Source organism: Steroidobacter denitrificans, from assembly GCF_001579945.1.
GTDB classification, from domain to species: Bacteria; Pseudomonadota; Gammaproteobacteria; order Steroidobacterales; family Steroidobacteraceae; genus Steroidobacter; species Steroidobacter denitrificans.
The window spans coordinates 1,693,985-1,709,178 of record NZ_CP011971.1 but is presented as its reverse complement, the minus strand read 5'-3'; the positions used below and the strand labels follow the sequence as shown (position 1 = coordinate 1,709,178).

Below are 15,194 nucleotides of genomic sequence, written 5' to 3'. Positions count from 1 at the left end.
AATAGGCATGTGCTCGCCCCTCGAAACTTCGCCGCCGCCGTCGACCCGGACAGGATGCTGATGCCGGAATTTCTAGTCGTTCGATTGCGCCCCGGCAACAGGAACACTCCCGGCACCCAGGGCGCGGATACGCCGCTCCAGCCGGCAGCCGGTCAGGACGGCGGCGCCGTACCGCCCGCCGATCCGATCAGCTACCTGGCGGAGTGGCTCATCGTCGACGGCGACGGCGTGGCGCGTGACGCCGTATGCTCGGGTCCGCTGTCGCTGGCCGCCGCGGCACAGACCCCCGCACGCCGCCTGATCGTGCTCGTTCCGGGTACGCAGGTGCTGCTTGTCGAGCCGGTGCTGCCGCCGCGCAGCGGAGCAAAACTGGCGCAGATCGTACCCTTCGCGCTCGAGGAACAGCTGGCCGGCGATCTCGAGGATCAGCACTTCGCCATCGGCCGCCTCGCCGCAGGCGCGGCGCTCGGACCTCGGCGTACGGCGTCACGCGGCACGCCGGTCGCTATCGTTACGCACCCGGCCATGCAGGCATGGCAGGCCGCGCTGGCCGCCGCCGGACTGCATCCGAACGCGATCTACGCGGAGACCGAGGCGCTGCCGCCGACACCCAACGGCGTCACGGTGCTGATCCACGAACTATGCGTGTACCTGAAGCGTCCGCTCGCGCCCGCCGTGGTACTCGAGGTCGAGCCGTTGATCGAAGCCTTGCAGTTGGCGCTCGCCTCCGGCGAGGAAACACGTGAGCACGTCACGATCTACGTCGGCGAGGAGGACTACCAACGGGAGCGTGAGCTGCTGGAGGGACTGCGTGAATTCACTGCCAGCCTGCAGCTGAAACTGCTGCCGCAGGGCCCGCTGCCGATGCTGGCTGCGCAGATCGTGCAAGGTACGGCGGTCAACCTGCTGCAGGGCCCCTATCAGGTCCGTACACGACTGAACATATCGTTCGCCCCCTGGCGCCATGCCGCCGCACTGGCGTTGGTGTTTGCCGCCCTGCACCTGGGCGCAAAATCCTGGCAGTACATGCATGACCGCGCTGCCGAAGCACGCCTGGATACGCAGATCACCGCGATCTATCAGCAGCTCATGCCCGGCACGCCGGTGCCGGCGGCGGACCAGGCGCGCAGGCGGGTGGAGGCTCGCCTGGCCCAGCTGCGCGGCGGCAATGTCGCACAGGGCATGATGGCGACCCTGGCGGCCCTGGGCGAAGCCTTGGCGGAAGCGCCCGGGACGAACATCGAAGCCTTGTCCTATCGGGACCAGATCACCGATCTGCGAGTGCTGGTCCCGTCCGTGGAGACGCTGGATCGTATTCGCCAGGTGGCCGGCGAACGCGGCGTCAGCGCCAAGATCGAATCGGCCAATCCCCGTGATTCCAAGTTCGAGGGCCGGCTGCAACTCAGGAATCCGGGCGTATGAATCTGCAGCAGCTCAAGGACCGATTTCATTCCTTGCAAGCGCGCGAGCAGCTATTCATCGGTGTCGGCGTCGTCCTGGCCGTGCTGCTCGCGCTCTATACGCTGGCGCTTGCGCCCTTCCACGATGCCGTGAAATCGCGCAGCGAACGGGTCGTCCGGAAGGAAGCCGATCTGGCCTGGATGCGCGGCATCGGCCCGGAGATGCTGGCGCTGAATGCCGGCGCCCCCGCCGCGGAGCACGCCGCCACGGATTCGCTGGTCGTACTGGTCGATCGTACCGCCCGCGAATGCGGCCTGGGCACCGCACTCACCGGCCAGACGCCCGACGGCGAGACCGGTATTCGCGTCAGGCTGGAGGCCGCGGAATTCGACACGCTGGTGGCCTGCCTGGGGGATCTGCAGCAGCGGTATGCCATCAATGTCGAGTCTGCGACGATCGATCGCAGCGGCAATCCTGGATATGTCAACGCGAGCCTGGTGCTCACACGCGCAGGCAGCTGATCGATGTACTCGCCGGCCTTACCTCCGAGCGGGGCGTTCCGTCGTACCCAGGTCTGCGGCGGGCCGCCATGAAGAAGCTCTTCGGCACGGAAGCGTCTGGCTGCCGCATCATGCCCTTCGTCCTGCTGGGCGGCGGTGCCTTCCTCCTGTTTGCGCTGCTCACCCTGCCCGCGCGCCTGGCGCTGGGATGGCTTGCGCCCGCTCAGACACGCCTGGAGGGCATATCGGGTACGCTCTGGCATGGGCGCGCCGAGAACCTGCAATGGCAGGAAGCGCGACTGGGGCGGCTCGAATGGCGACTGCACCCGACAGCACTGCTGGGCGCGCGCCTGCGTGCGGACCTGACCCTCAACCGTGCCGATGGTTTTGCGCAGGCCACGGTAACCGCCGGCCGGCAAGGCCGGCTGCGCGTCACCGATCTCACTGCCTCCCTGCCGTTGAATGCGCTGTCGGCGATACCGTCGATGGGCGGCTGGAACGGTACGCTCGATCTCAAGTTTGCCGATCTGCGCCTGGAGCGGGGCTGGCCGATCCAGGCGGCCGGCCGGCTCGATGCCGTGGCGCTCAGCGGATGGGTGGGCGGATGGGTGGGCGGATCGATGGGCGGTTCAGCGGGCAGGCCGCTCAGGCTCGGCAGCTATCGGGTCGATTTCGCGCCCGCCGCGGACAGCACACGAGCCGCGGTGCCGGCCGGCACGCTCATCGACACCGGCGGTCCGCTGCAGGTGACAGGCAGCGTGCAGCTGCGGGCCGATCGCAGCTATATCATCGAAGGACTCGTCACACCGCGCCCCGAAGCCTCGAGCGAGATCGTCCAGGCGTTGCAGTTTCTGGGTCCGGCGGATGCGCAGGGCCGCCGGCCCTTCTCCCTCGAGGGCAGCTTCTGACAGGCTGCCTATACTTCGACTTCACGCCATTGGCGTAGCAGGGGAAAATACAAGGCTGCACGTACCGGCTGCGCCGGATGCAGGCAGCGCATCAGCTGGACGTAACGCCGCAGTTGCGGACGATAACGCTCTACCTCCGAATCCAGGAACCATGCAAGCTGCCCGCCCTCGTGCGTGCTGGTCTTGAAGTCGACGATCCAGCGTATCCCCCGGGCGTCGACAAAGCTGCGATCGATGACACTGGAGACGACGCGGCCGTTCACCACCCCGCTGAGCGCGAGCTCCGATTCCGCCTCCTGGATCGGCTCGCCGATACCCAGCAGCCAGCAGCCCCGGGCATCCGACAAGATATTCTCGATAGCTTCGAACACGCGCAGGACGGCCGCTTCGCAGCGCTGCGGCGGCACACCCAGTTCGGCCAGCTCGGTTGCCAGGCGCGGCGCGGCGTCGGCCGGTACGGCGCCACCGGCCACCGCAAGGCCGTTACGCACCAGACGCTCCAACTCGCGATGTACCAGCGTTCCCACATGGCGCGCTGTTTCCGTCACCCAATCGAAATCCGGCGCCGAGGCATCGATGCCGGCAAGCGGTGGGGGCTGCGCGGGCACGGCGCTATCCGCGGCAGGCGCCTGCCAGGACAGAGGCAAACGCCGCAATATCCTTCCGGACGCCGGCGGCACCGGCGGCAGCGCCACCGGCGATGCCGATGTCAGCTCCTCGAAGCGAGGCCGCAATGCGCCCCACAGCATGCGCAGCATCGAGCCCTCGCGCGGCTCGACCAGGCGCACTCCCGAGTCGTCCTGCCTCGAACGCACGCTGCCCAGCAAATGCAGCGCGCGTCGGGCGCGGGTCGCCGCCACATACAGCAGTCGCGCCCGTTCACACGAGCCGCGCTGACGTTCCAGCCGCTCGACCCAGCGATACATCGGATCCACCTCGGCATCTTGCGCTTTGAGCGGCGCGAATACGATGCCGCCGTGGCCGGGTACGCGGGTCCAGCGCAACAGCTCCTGGTCCTCGTTACGCATCCGGCGATGCAGTTCCGGCAGAATCACCGTGTCGAACTCCAGGCCCTTCGCCTTGTGGATGGTCATGAGTTCGATGCCTGCCGGTCCCGGCACCGGGCCCGCCTGCTGCGCTTCCTGCTCGCCGCGCGGGCGTGCGAACAGGCGCTCCAACTGCTCTTCGAGCCGCGCCACGTCCGCCAGGTCGCCAGCCACCTCGATTTGTTCCAGGCGTTCCAGGAAGGCTTGCGCATCGTCCAGATCCTGCTCGCGCTGCAGGCAAGCCGGTCCACCCAGGGAGTTCCAGGTGCGCTCGACCCAGTCGCGCAGAGAAACGCGGCCACGTTCATGCAAGGCGGTGCGCAACACCGCATGAACCCGGCCGATGCGTATGCGACCCTGGGTGCCGAGCGCTTCCGGCCAGCCATTCTCCAGCTGCGCTTGTGCCAGCAGTTCATTGATCGTGTGTTTCCGATCCATGCCGACCAGGGCATGCAGGTCGGCCAGGCTCAAGCCACACCATGGCGCACGCAGCACGGCCAGCCAGGCGGTGCGATCGGCCGGATGCACCAGCGCGCGCGTCAGCGCAATCAGATCCTGTACCACCGGCCGGGATCTCAGCAGTTCGATCTCGATGGCCTGGAAATCGATCGAGGCGGCGCTCAGCGCGGCGGCGATCTGCTGTACGTGCGGGCGCGCCATCACCAGAACGGCGATGCTTCCCGCCGGATCGAGCCGCCGTGCCTCGCGCACGATATGCACTACGCGCAGCGCCTGCGCCGAAGCATCCTCATCGAGCGCCGCATGTACATGCACGCCGACCGGCAACGTGTCCGCCTCCGGCGATCCATCCTGGTTCGGTGCCAGGCCCGCCGATGTCAGAGCCGAATTTCCGTTTTGAGCCTGATCGGCGGGTTCGGCGTCGCCGCTGTGTATCGCGATATTGGCATCAGCCGCTCCGCGTACCGCCTCGCTGGAAGGATATGCTCCGCGTACCGCCTCGCTGGGACTGTATTTGACGGCACCCTGCTCCGGATCATCCCGCGGCGACAGTACTGAAGGAAAGACCTGGTTGACCCATTCCACCAGCGGGCGCAGCGAGCGAAAATTCGCCGTGAGCCGCAGCGGCTCGAGTTGCACCGTGCGCAGTCCCTGGCGGCGCAGTTGTAAAAACAATCCTACTTCGGCCTGGCGAAAGCGATAAATCGACTGCATGGGATCGCCGACACAGAATAGTGTGCGCCCGTCGCCCGGCGTCCAGCCCGCCGTCAAGCGTTCCAGCAGATCGAACTGCGCAAACGAGGTATCCTGGCATTCGTCGATGAGCAGATGCTGCAGCCGGTAGTCGAAGGCCAGCGCCAGGTCGGTCGGCGCCTCGTTCGTACCCAGCGCCCGCAGTGCCCGCAGCGCGTTTTCCAGGTAATCGGCCTTGCCTTGCGCCTGAAACACCAGTTGCAGTTCGGCCACCGCAAGCGGCAGCACCGTGAGCAAGGCCTGTAGAACGCGCCATTGCCCGGTCGAGTAGTGCGGCGCGGGCAACTCGCGCAGCAGCGCAAGATATGCGCACAGGTCGGCATTCTCGGCCAGCGCGGCGAGCGTCTCGCGCATGCGCGATTTCATCGCGGTATCCTGCGGCGGAAAGCCCTGCCTGACGTTGACCGATTTGTAGACCTGGCCTTCCTTGCGCAGGAATACTTCCGTGACGGCCAGCCACGCCTGCAGGCACTCGCCGCGCGCTTCCAGGGCCGTCGCGCCGCTCGCACTGTTTTCCACACAGGCTTCGAACAGCGCGCGCCGCCCGGGCGGCAGGTCGGCACCCCGCAACAGATTCGCGGCGGCATAGCTCGTCAGGACCCACACCTCGGCGCGCAGCGGGGCCGGCAGTTCGGCGCACAATTGCGTCAGGTGGCGTTCGATCAGATCCGACAGCGTTTGCTCCAACATGCCGCGCAGATCATCGTGCGCCGCCGCGTTCATGATGGGATGCAGCCATTGATCCCGCTTGGCCAGCAGATCGCGCAGCAGTTTATCGAGCCGGTCGACGCGATTGCCCAGATGGATCACCAACGTTTCCAGGCAGGCCGACTCGGCCGATCCGTCACCGAGACGTTCGATGAGTCGAGCGACCGCCGCCTCGTACAAGGGATGGGTATCCTCGGCGGGCTCCAGCGCGGCCCCGGTGCCGGACAGCACCGGCAGGCGCCGCGCCAGGCCGGCATTGAGCGCGTCGATCGTCTGGATGCGCAGGCGCGAGGGATGATCCGCAAGTTGCCAGCCATGCCGGCGATCCTGTTTTTTCACCGCCGCGGCCAAGGTCCAGGTCGTACGCTTGTGCTCCTCGGGAGGTGCCGGCCCGTCCGCGCCATGCAGCGCCTGCAGGATACGATTGCGCATCTCCGCAGCAGCCTTGCGCGTGAACGTAATGGCCAGGATTTGTTCGGGATGCTGTACGGTGGTGAGCAGGCGCAGGTAGCGTTGTGTCAACAACTCCGTCTTGCCGGAGCCGGCCGGCGCCTGCACGATGAATGAGCGCGCCGGATCCAGCGCCTGGCGGCGTGCGTCTGCGTCGCTACTCATCGTCGCGCCACTCGCTCGGCGCATCCTCCCCGGTGAATGCCGGGGCATGCTCGTGGATGCGGCACATCGTGCTCAGATGGCACCAGGTGCACGCGTACGGCAAGGGATCCACCGCGGCTTCCCCGGCGACATAGGCGCGCGCCAGCTGCGTCAACGTCGATCGCCAGTGCGCCAGCAGCGCGGGCCAATCGGACACGGTTTCATCCGGGCGTATGCCCTGCGGATACGCATCCACACCCGGTCCCACCGCGGTGCCGTCGCTCCAGCCGCGATATTCCACCGTTCCCGGCGCCAGCACGATAAACGCCAGGGCGCGCAAGGAATCCTGGTGCGCCAGCGCGTATAGAGGCAGCTGAGGACGTTGCGGACGGCCGGGCCAGGTATCCAGCCATTGGCGCGGCTGGTGTGCAGTGCCGAGCTTGTAGTCGATCAGCAGTTGCCCGCCCTCGCCCAGTTCATCGATCCGATCGGGCTGCAGGGTGATCGCCAGGCCGCCGATCATGTAGGGTTCGGAGGCTTCGGCGACGCGAATACCAAAGGGTGCGCGCAGTTTCTCCAGTTCCAGCAGGCGCAGCACCTGCCCGATGACATGCTCGGTCTCCAATGCCGCCAGACGGGCGCGATATCGCAACGCCGGCCGCAGCGCCCGCGCGACATGCCGCTGCGCCGCCGCTCGCACCTGTGCCTGCAGCTGTTCCTGCGCCAGTGAGTGCAGCGTCGCCTGGGTGCCCAGCGATTTCCATACCTCGGCGAGTACCCGGTGCAGGATCGTGCCGCGATCCATCGGCTCGATCCCCAGGCCGATCCGCGCCAAGGCCGTCGCGCCCAGGCGCAGTTCCGCCTGTGCCCGAAACGGACAACTGGATTGCAGCTCGAGCGTTCGGGCACCGCCGCGCGCGGCGCTGTCCGCCAGCATCGGCGCTCGATCATCCTCGAATGTCTCCATCCGGGGCCGATGCGCGAACAGGCTGCGGTGCCAGGCGCGTACCCCGGCGAGCGGCGCGACTTCCTGAGCGCCGTCGGCAGGCGCCCAGGGCGCCAGCAGTGCGCTGGGGCGCAGTACAGCCTCCGCCTCCTGCCGGGGCCAGCTCAGCACGACCTGCGCAGCGCAACCGACCCAGCCGGACAGCCGTCGTCTGGCCTGCCGCATGACCTCCTCGGCACATGCTCCGGGCATACCTGCGTTTTGTTGTATCGACAATGGAATCAGAGGATCGGGGCTGACAGGGCCCGGGAATGAACCCGCATCCAGTCCCGCCACCCACAGAGCATCGAAGCGCATCCCGGTAACGGTCGTCGGGTCGATCACGGTGACCACGCCCGGCGGCGTCTCAGGCTCGAACGCCGTCTCGCCCAGCAACTCCTGCAGGCGCGCCAGCGCGGCCGGTAGCCCAAGAAGGGTATGTACCGCATCGAAAGTGCCGAATTCCGCCAGCGCCGCATGGAACTTATTCCGTGTCTGGTGTTCCACACCGCTGAGCGTGCGCTCGCCCGGCCACCCTGCCGCCTTCAGCCAGCCATGAAAACGTTCCGCCCATCGACTGGGCGGCGCGGCGGAGGTTTCCCCGCGCAACCGGGTGCAGACTTCGCGAGCGTGGTGCTGCAGCCGTTCGCACTGCGTCACGCCCGCCCAGCGTTCCAGTTCGAACCAGTCCCAACATTCGCGCCGCTCCTGGCGCAGCCGGCCATCGGCAAGGGCGCGCCGGTCCTGCTCGCCTTCGGCGCTGCCCAGGAAGGGCGATCGCAGCAGGCGTCCGGCATGCACGCTGGAACGGCCGGGCAAGACGAACTGCAGCACCTGCATGGCGGCCTCGACCAGCGGATAGTCCGTCAGCGGCTGCGCAGCCGCGATCGTTACCGCCGAACTCTGCGGGTCCTGTCCTACCGCCCGTCGGCCCGGCGCGAACACGTCCTCGAACACACGCCGCACCGCCGCCCGCCGGGCCTGCAGGTCCGGAATGACGATGCCGATACGGCGCACACCCTGTTGCCAATGCGCGCGCGCCCAACGGGCGGCGAGTTCGAGTTCATGCTCGCGTTCACGGGCGGTGACCACGGCGACCTGCCCGCGCTCCTCGAACGCCGTCTCATCCGCCTCGAGGAGCTTGCCATGCGCCCGCCATCGATCGAATAGACGCCGCAATGCCGGCGGCACGACATCGAAGCCGACCAGCGCCACCGGCTCATGGGGCAGCAGTGCCTGCTCGTGAGCCCAGTACAGCAGGTCTGCTTCGTCCAGGGCATTCATGGATCGGCAACGCGCCTGGAAGCCTGCACACCAATGCGCCAATGCCTGGGCCTCCGCGCCGTCGGCCTGCGACAAATCCTCCAGGGGGAGCAGATATTCCTGCATGTATTGCCAGCTGCGGGCCGCGAGTCTGGCGGCACCGGCGGGCGTCAGCAGCCCTGCCCCGGGTTCGCTGGCGCCGACCACATCGCTCCAGATCACCCGGGCCTGGGCCGGTGTCAACAGCCGTAGTGCCGGATGCTGCCCGAGCGCGCGTCTTTCGAGCCATTGTTGGCGCAGCCAGGTAGACCAATGCAGGATGCGTGGTGTACGCCAGACGAGCTGTCCCGCGGCCACGGCACGCCGGGCATGGTCCTGGACCAGGGCATGTGCCAGCCGGCGGCTGGCGGCCAGGATCGTCACCGACGCTATCTTCGGGGGCATCGTAGCCGCACCGGCAGGGAACGATGCCGCCGGCGGCACGGCAGCACACCGCTCGTTCGCCGGTGCGCCCATGATCGGGCCTATTTGGCGACGACTTTCAGTTCCGCCCGAGGTTCGGCGCGTCGATCCGCCGTTTGGGCCGTCTCTGGCTGGGTCGTCTCCGTCTGGGTTGGCAGCCGGCGGTCCGACAGGTAGCTGTCGCAAACCTCCTCCATGCGCTGGAACACCTCGGCAATCACCTCTGCATCCGGCAGGTTGGTGATGCGGAAATGCGTCTTGTAGGGCGCATTGAAACTGGTTCCCGGCGCGATCAGCACATGTTTGTGTTCCAGCAGATCCATGGCGAAGCGCTGGTCGTCGAAATCCGGCAATACGCCTTCCTTGACACCGACGAAACCATAGATGGCGCCCATGGGCGTATGTATCTGCAGGTACTTGCTGTTGCGGACACCCTCCAGGATGGCCTGGCGGGATTGGAACAGCCGCCCTCCGGGCCGCGTGAGCTCATGGATGCTCTGGTAGCCGCCGAGCGCGGTCTGTACCGCCCACTGGCCCGGAACATTGCTGCACAGGCGCAGCGAGGACAATTTGTCCAGGGCTGCCAGGTATTCGCGCGCCGGTTCCACGTCCCCGGAAAACGCCGCCCAGCCCACGCGATAGCCGCAGGCCCGGTACACCTTCGACAGGCCGGACAGGGTTGCGCACAGGGTATCTTGCACCAGCGTCGCCATCGGGATGAATTCGGCGTCGTCGTACAGGATCTGGTCGTAGATCTCGTCGCTGAACACCACCAGATGATGGCGCTCCGCCAGTTGTGCGATGCCCTCCAGGACGGCGCGCGAATACACCGCGCCGGTCGGATTGTTGGGGTTGATGACCACGATCGCCCGCGTGCGGCTGGTGATCAATGATTCCATCTCCTGAGGATCGGGCTGGAAGCCGTTCTCCGGGCGGCAGGAATAATGCACCGCCCGGCCGCGATTCAGGTTCACAGCGGCAGTCCACAGGGGGTAGTCCGGACTGGGCACCAGCACCTCGTCATCCGTGGACAACAGGGCGCGCAGCACCAGATCGATCAACTCGCTCACGCCGTTGCCCATGAAGACCTCATCCACCGTGACACCGCGGACACCGCGGCTTTGCTGCTGCATCACGATGGCTTCGCGAGCGGGAAAAATACCTTTTTGGTGGGAATAGGCCTCGCTGGCCTTGAGATTCTCGATCATGGCCAGGCGCATGGTCTCCGGGGTCCGGAAGCCGAAGACGCCTGGATTACCGATGTTGAGCGGCACGATGTCGTAACCCAAGCGCTCCATTTCGTTGGCGCGCCGCGCCAGGTCTCCACGGATCTCGTACTTTACGTTGGCGAGGCTGGAACTGGGGCGGATGGTGCGCATGGGAAAACTGCTTGGGTAAGGCTAAAGCCGGCCGGGTCGGGAGATCACATGTAAAGATAACAGAATGCATGCCCGTAGAACTGCACCTGATCACAGCTCGGCGCCTGCAGCAAGGTGTATTCCCACCGTCTTCCCGAATTGGCCGTCTTCCCAGATCGGCGGCTCCCGCGACTCAATGTTCCCGCAACAGCGAGCCGAAGCCTTCCATGCGCTCATCGATGCCGCAACCGCGCAGCGCATGCCAGTAGGTGCAGGTGTTCACGGCCAGCACCGGCTTGTCGAGCCAGCGTTCCGCCTCGTCGGCGATGCGGGCGAACGCCAGGTTCGTACCCATCTGCAGGATCAGTTCGACATTGCCGTCATCCACTTCGCGCACCGCGCGGCGCAGGCGCTCGGGAGGTTCGTGCGACATCAGCAGCGGGCTGTTGGATTTCAGGCCCAGCAGGTTGATGACCTCGAAACCCGCATCGGTGAAAGCACGGCGGACTTGGGCATCCCCCGGAGGCATGTAGGGAGTGATCAGGCTGATGCGCCGGATGCCGCCATAACGCTGAATCGCGGCGATGGCGGCCTGCACGCCCAGCACCACCTTCACGCCGGCACGCGCTTCCAGGTGGTTGCGCAGCGCCGCGGCATCCATGGAGCCCTCCCAGAATGTTTCCGCGGCCATGCCCATCACGATGACGCCGGGCAAACAGGCCATGACGGTGTCAAGCGCCGCCTCGATCGAACCGCGGACCTGTCCCAGCATGGCTTCGAATTCGTTCTGAGTCCCCACAGGGGTGTCCGGGATCATCACCCGCGTCATTTGGTTGCTGACGCCCGACGGTCGCATGGCGTCGTATTCGGGCTGTACGATCGTATTCGTCGCCGGGGAAATTACTCCAAGTTTGAGGCGCGGTGCCAGTGCGTCGGGCATGAGGGGTTACAGATCCAGCCGTGATGGGCGCAGTGTAACGGAGGCGCGGATTCGATTCCGTGCGCCGTGCCCTTCAAATATGCCGTAACCTTTAAAAACAGACAGTTCCAGGAATGAGCTCACACCGGCCGGAATTCACCGAGGTGAATCTGCATGGCGGGTTGCAGGGCAGCCAGGCTGGCTTGATCGCCTGAAGCGGCAATGTCATTTGACTCTTGCCGATTCATCCGTTAGCGTGCCCGCCGCTGCCCGGCCGGTAGTCTCGCAACCTTGCGACACCTCGACCGGGTCCCTCGCTGGCTTGTTTCACCTCCCGGCGGCCCTTTTCCGCGCCTTCGGCGCAAGACGGCCAGAGCGTGAGTGCCATGCCCGCGCGAGGCCTGCGGCAACAGCAATTCATCGTTTCAAGGAGCGCTAGTGAGCAAGATTCTCGTGGGCCTGAAGCGCGTGGTGGACTACAACGTCCGCGTGCGCGTCAAACCCGATGGCACGGGCATCGTGACCGACGGGGTGAAGATGAGCATCAACCCCTTCGATGAGATCGCGCTGGAAGAGGCGCTGCGCATCAAGGAAAAAGGCGCGGCAGCGGAAGTCATCGTTGTCGGCATCGGTCCGGCCGACGCCCAGCAGCAGTTGCGCACCGGCCTGGCCATGGGCGCCGACCGCGCTATTTTGGTGCAAACCGATGCGACAGTAGAACCGCTCGCTGCGGCCCGTATTTTTCTGCAGCTGATCGAAAAGGAGTCTCCGCAGATCGTGCTGCTGGGCAAGCAGGGGATCGACGACGACAACAACCAGACGGGGCAGATGCTGGCCGCATTGTGGAATCGTCCCCAGGCGACCTTCGCCTCCAAGGTCGAACTCGACGGCGCCAAGGCCAGGATCACGCGCGAGGTGGACGCGGGGCTCGAAACGATCGAAGTCGATCTGCCGGCGGTCATCACCAGCGACCTGCGCCTCAATGAGCCGCGCTACGTGAAGCTGCCCGACATCATGAAGGCCAAGAAAAAACCGCTGGATGTTCTGTCCATTGCCGATCTCGGCGTGAGCACCGACTCCCAGTTCAAGACCCTCAAGTACGACCCGCCCGCGGGGCGCCAGAAGGGCATCATGGTAAAAGACGTCGCGGAACTCGTGGCCGCGCTGAAACAGAAGGGGCTCGTCTGATGGCCAAGATTCTGATCGTCGCCGAACACGCCGGCGGCAAGCTCAACCCGGCAACGGCCAAGTGCGTGGCCTGTGCCAGCGCCATAGACGGCGCGCAGATCGACATCGCGGTGTTCGCGAGCGACGCGGCGGAAGTCGCCGCTCAAGCTGCCGCAATCCAGGGAGTCAATCGCGTCCTGAAGGTGGACAACCCGGCAAATGCCGAAGCCCTGGCAGCCGTGCTGGCGCCCCAGGTAGCCGCGCTCGCCGCCGGTTACAGCCATGTATTCGGCCCTTCGACCACTTTCGGCAAGGACCTGATGCCGCGTGTCGCGGCGCTCCTCGGCGTCGGCCAGCTCAGCGATATCATGATGGCCGAGTCGGCGTGGCGCTTCCAGCGTCCGGTCTACGCCGGTAACGCCATCATCACGGTCGAGGCCAGTCAGAACAGCACGCTGGTGGCCACGGTACGAACCGCCTCCTTCCAGGAGGCGCCGCAGGGCGGCAGCGCCGGCATCGAAGCGGCTACTGTCGCGGTGGATCTGCCCACTCATACGCGTTTTGTCAGCCGCTCGGCGGCGGCCACCGGCCGTCCAGACCTGCAAACCGCGGCACGTGTCGTTTCCGGCGGCCGCGCCTTGGCCAGCGCCGAGAACTTCCAGCTGATCTACAGCCTTGCCGACAAAATCGGCGCGGGTGTCGGCGCATCGCGCGCCGCGGTCGATGCCGGCTATGCGGCGAACGAACTGCAGGTCGGACAGACCGGCAAGATCATTTCGCCGGAGCTATACGTGGCAGTCGGCATCTCCGGTGCCATTCAGCATCTCACCGGGATCAAGGATGCGCGTACCATCGTGGCGATCAACAAGGATCCCGAAGCGCCGATTTTCGAGGTAGCCGACATCGGACTGGTCGGCGATCTGTTCAAGGTTCTCCCGGAGCTGGAACAGGTCCTGGGCTGATCGGCCGAAACCGCGCGGTTCCCGCCACTTCGCACAAGGCGGACCGGCACCGGCCGGTCCGCCAGCCTCAAGTCGCTCGCTCATACTACGGACTAGCCCCGTTCCTGGTTCCCACCGATCATGCCTTAAATCCGAAGGCATGATCGGTGGGAACCAGGAACGGGATGTGGCTATGCGACAGTTGTCCGGCGTCTGCAACGGCCAAAAGGAGTCCCTCGGTCCAGGATTGATTCGGGGCCGGGACCCGCCACTCCAGAACCAATTCAGCCAGAACCAGCCCAGCCCGGAACCGGTCCACTCCGAAACCGGCTCGAATCCGCTTGTCCGAGACACCGCTTGCCTGAAGCGCTGTATCAATGTAATATCATGCTATTACGCTAGTACAGCTGATCGATAAGCCGATACCGCCGCCGATAACCGTAGCAGCCGTGAAAGACAACCGCACATTGACGCCGCGCCAGAAGGCACAGGCGGAACGCGCCTTGTTCGACGCGATCCTGACTCTGCGCAGCGCGGAGGAATGTCGCGCCTTTTTTCAGGATCTGTGCACCCCTGCCGAGCTACAGGGGCCCTGACGGATCGCTGGGTTGTGGTAGGTCTACTCCAGAAAGGGGTTCCCTATCGCGAAATTCATAAGCAGACCGGTGTCAGCGTCACTACGATCGGCCGTGTCGCCCGGTTCCTGAGCACCGGCAACGGCGGCTACCTGCTGGCTGCCGAGCGTCTCAAAATCGATCGCATCCGCCAAGAACCCAAGGTTTGATCTCCTGATGATGGACAAAGCCTCCCGCCTCAAGGTCGCGCTGCAAAAAAGCGGACGTCTCACCGACAACTCCCTGGACCTGCTGGTGCGCTGCGGACTCAAGTACAGCCGCGGCAAGGATCAGCTGCTGTGCTATGGCGAGAACATGCCGCTGGACCTGCTGCTGGTGCGTGACGATGACATTCCCGATCTGGTCCAGCAGGATGTCTGTGATCTGGGTATCGTCGGCCTGAACGTAATCGAGGAAAAACGCCTGGCTTTCCAGGCGCGCGGCATCGCGCCTTTATTCGAGCAGCTCCAGGTGCTGGACTTCGGCAAGTGCCGCCTGTCGATTGCCGTACCCGACGGCGCGAAGTACGACGGTCCAGCCTCACTGCGCGGCAAGCGCATTGCCACGACCTATCCGAACATCCTGGCGCGCTACCTGCGCGAGAACGACGTGACTGCCGAGATCGTCACCCTCTCCGGCGCCGTCGAAATCGCTCCCCGGCTCGGCCGGGCGGATTTCATTTGCGACCTGGTCTCCACCGGATCCACGCTGCTCGCCAATCATCTGCGGGAAGCCGAGATGATCATGGAAAGCCGCGCCGCGATCATCAGCACCCCAGTGGCTGTCTCGGCGGAGAAGCAGGCCTGGATCCAGCGCTTGAGGATGCGCATCGATGGCGTGCAGCAGGTGAAGGAAAGCAAGTACATCATGCTGCATGCGCCGCGCGCCAAGCTCGCCGATATCCGCAAACTCCTGCCCGGCAGCGAAGCGCCGACGATCGTGCCTCTCGATGGGGCCGGCGACAAGGTGGCGGTGCATGCTGTCTGCCGCGAGAACGTATTCTGGGAAACGCTCGAGAGCCTCAAGGGTGTCGGCGCCAGCTCGATCCTGGTACTGCCGGTGGAAAAGATGCTGGCCTGAATGAGCCGATCCGATTGGAATCGATCAGACGGTCTC

At 65.6% G+C, this 15,194-nt stretch carries 10 protein-coding genes and 1 pseudogene; 7 read left to right on the top strand and 4 right to left on the bottom strand.

Annotated features, from left to right (window positions below; genetic code table 11):
* Positions 1–9: 9 nt before the first annotated feature.
* The 3 genes from gspL (at position 10) to ACG33_RS07690 (ending at position 2,809) form a co-directional block, all read left to right on the top strand.
* Positions 10–1,422 carry a type II secretion system protein GspL gene (gspL, locus tag ACG33_RS07700; RefSeq protein ID WP_157071706.1) on the top strand — a complete coding sequence of 471 codons (1,413 nt, stop codon included), beginning with the start codon at positions 10–12 and terminating at the stop codon, positions 1,420–1,422.
* Complete coding sequence (gene gspM, locus ACG33_RS07695) at positions 1,419–1,922, top strand: type II secretion system protein GspM (RefSeq protein WP_066920104.1); 504 nt, start codon at positions 1,419–1,421, stop codon at positions 1,920–1,922. The genes gspL and gspM overlap by 4 nt, the downstream gene beginning before the upstream one ends.
* Positions 1,923–1,990: 68 nt before the next feature.
* The gene (locus ACG33_RS07690; RefSeq protein ID WP_066920102.1) at positions 1,991–2,809 is read left to right on the top strand and encodes a type II secretion system protein N; all 819 of its coding nucleotides are present in this window, start codon (positions 1,991–1,993) and stop codon (positions 2,807–2,809) included.
* A gap of 8 nt (positions 2,810–2,817) precedes the next feature.
* Here the strand turns inward: ACG33_RS07690 and ACG33_RS07685 are convergent, their stop codons facing one another.
* The 4 genes from ACG33_RS07685 to ACG33_RS07670 all read right to left on the bottom strand — a co-directional run bounded on the left by ACG33_RS07685 (position 2,818) and on the right by ACG33_RS07670 (position 11,377).
* Positions 2,818–6,390, bottom strand: a complete 3,573-nt coding sequence (locus ACG33_RS07685; protein WP_066920101.1) for a UvrD-helicase domain-containing protein — start codon at positions 6,388–6,390, stop codon at positions 2,818–2,820.
* On the bottom strand, positions 6,383–9,061 hold the full coding sequence (locus ACG33_RS07680; protein WP_066920100.1) for a PD-(D/E)XK nuclease family protein: 2,679 nt from the start codon (positions 9,059–9,061) through the stop codon (positions 6,383–6,385). Before ACG33_RS07680 ends, ACG33_RS07685 begins: the two co-directional genes overlap by 8 nt.
* Positions 9,062–9,141: 80 nt before the next feature.
* Entirely contained in the window at positions 9,142–10,458 is a 1,317-nt protein-coding gene (locus ACG33_RS07675) for an aminotransferase class I/II-fold pyridoxal phosphate-dependent enzyme (RefSeq protein ID WP_083536567.1), read from the bottom strand.
* A gap of 172 nt (positions 10,459–10,630) precedes the next feature.
* Positions 10,631–11,377 (bottom strand): maleate cis-trans isomerase family protein, encoded by a 747-nt coding sequence (locus ACG33_RS07670; protein WP_066920098.1) that lies wholly within the window; start codon positions 11,375–11,377, stop codon positions 10,631–10,633.
* 417 nt (positions 11,378–11,794) lie between these two features.
* Here ACG33_RS07670 and ACG33_RS07665 point away from each other — a divergent pair, with 417 nt between their 5' ends.
* The 4 genes and pseudogenes from ACG33_RS07665 to hisG all read left to right on the top strand — a co-directional run bounded on the left by ACG33_RS07665 (position 11,795) and on the right by hisG (position 15,158).
* Positions 11,795–12,544: an electron transfer flavoprotein subunit beta/FixA family protein gene (locus tag ACG33_RS07665; RefSeq protein WP_066920097.1), complete on the top strand. Its 750-nt coding sequence runs from the start codon at positions 11,795–11,797 to the stop codon at positions 12,542–12,544.
* The gene (locus ACG33_RS07660; RefSeq protein WP_066920096.1) at positions 12,544–13,485 is read left to right on the top strand and encodes an electron transfer flavoprotein subunit alpha/FixB family protein; all 942 of its coding nucleotides are present in this window, start codon (positions 12,544–12,546) and stop codon (positions 13,483–13,485) included. Before ACG33_RS07665 ends, ACG33_RS07660 begins: the two co-directional genes overlap by 1 nt.
* A 482-nt stretch (positions 13,486–13,967) precedes the next feature.
* Positions 13,968–14,248 (top strand): annotated as a pseudogene (locus ACG33_RS17035) (YerC/YecD family TrpR-related protein).
* Positions 14,249–14,255: 7 nt separating this feature from the next.
* Positions 14,256–15,158 carry an ATP phosphoribosyltransferase gene (gene hisG, locus ACG33_RS07650; RefSeq protein WP_066920095.1) on the top strand — a complete coding sequence of 301 codons (903 nt, stop codon included), beginning with the start codon at positions 14,256–14,258 and terminating at the stop codon, positions 15,156–15,158.
* Positions 15,159–15,194: the final 36 nt, after the last annotated feature.

Excerpts from the sequence above, each read along its gene's own strand:
- ACG33_RS07685 (WP_066920101.1), bottom strand. The coding sequence starts at position 6,390 with ATGAGTAGCGACGCAGACGCACGCCGCCAGGCGCTGGATCCGGCGCGC.
- ACG33_RS07660 (WP_066920096.1), top strand. The coding sequence starts at position 12,544 with ATGGCCAAGATTCTGATCGTCGCCGAACACGCCGGCGGCAAGCTCAAC.
- ACG33_RS07670 (WP_066920098.1), bottom strand. The coding sequence starts at position 11,377 with ATGCCCGACGCACTGGCACCGCGCCTCAAACTTGGAGTAATTTCCCCG.
- hisG (WP_066920095.1), top strand. The coding sequence starts at position 14,256 with ATGATGGACAAAGCCTCCCGCCTCAAGGTCGCGCTGCAAAAAAGCGGA.
- ACG33_RS07690 (WP_066920102.1), top strand. The coding sequence starts at position 1,991 with ATGAAGAAGCTCTTCGGCACGGAAGCGTCTGGCTGCCGCATCATGCCC.
- ACG33_RS07675 (WP_083536567.1), bottom strand. The coding sequence starts at position 10,458 with ATGCGCACCATCCGCCCCAGTTCCAGCCTCGCCAACGTAAAGTACGAG.
- gspM (WP_066920104.1), top strand. The coding sequence starts at position 1,419 with ATGAATCTGCAGCAGCTCAAGGACCGATTTCATTCCTTGCAAGCGCGC.
- ACG33_RS07680 (WP_066920100.1), bottom strand. The coding sequence starts at position 9,061 with ATGCCCCCGAAGATAGCGTCGGTGACGATCCTGGCCGCCAGCCGCCGG.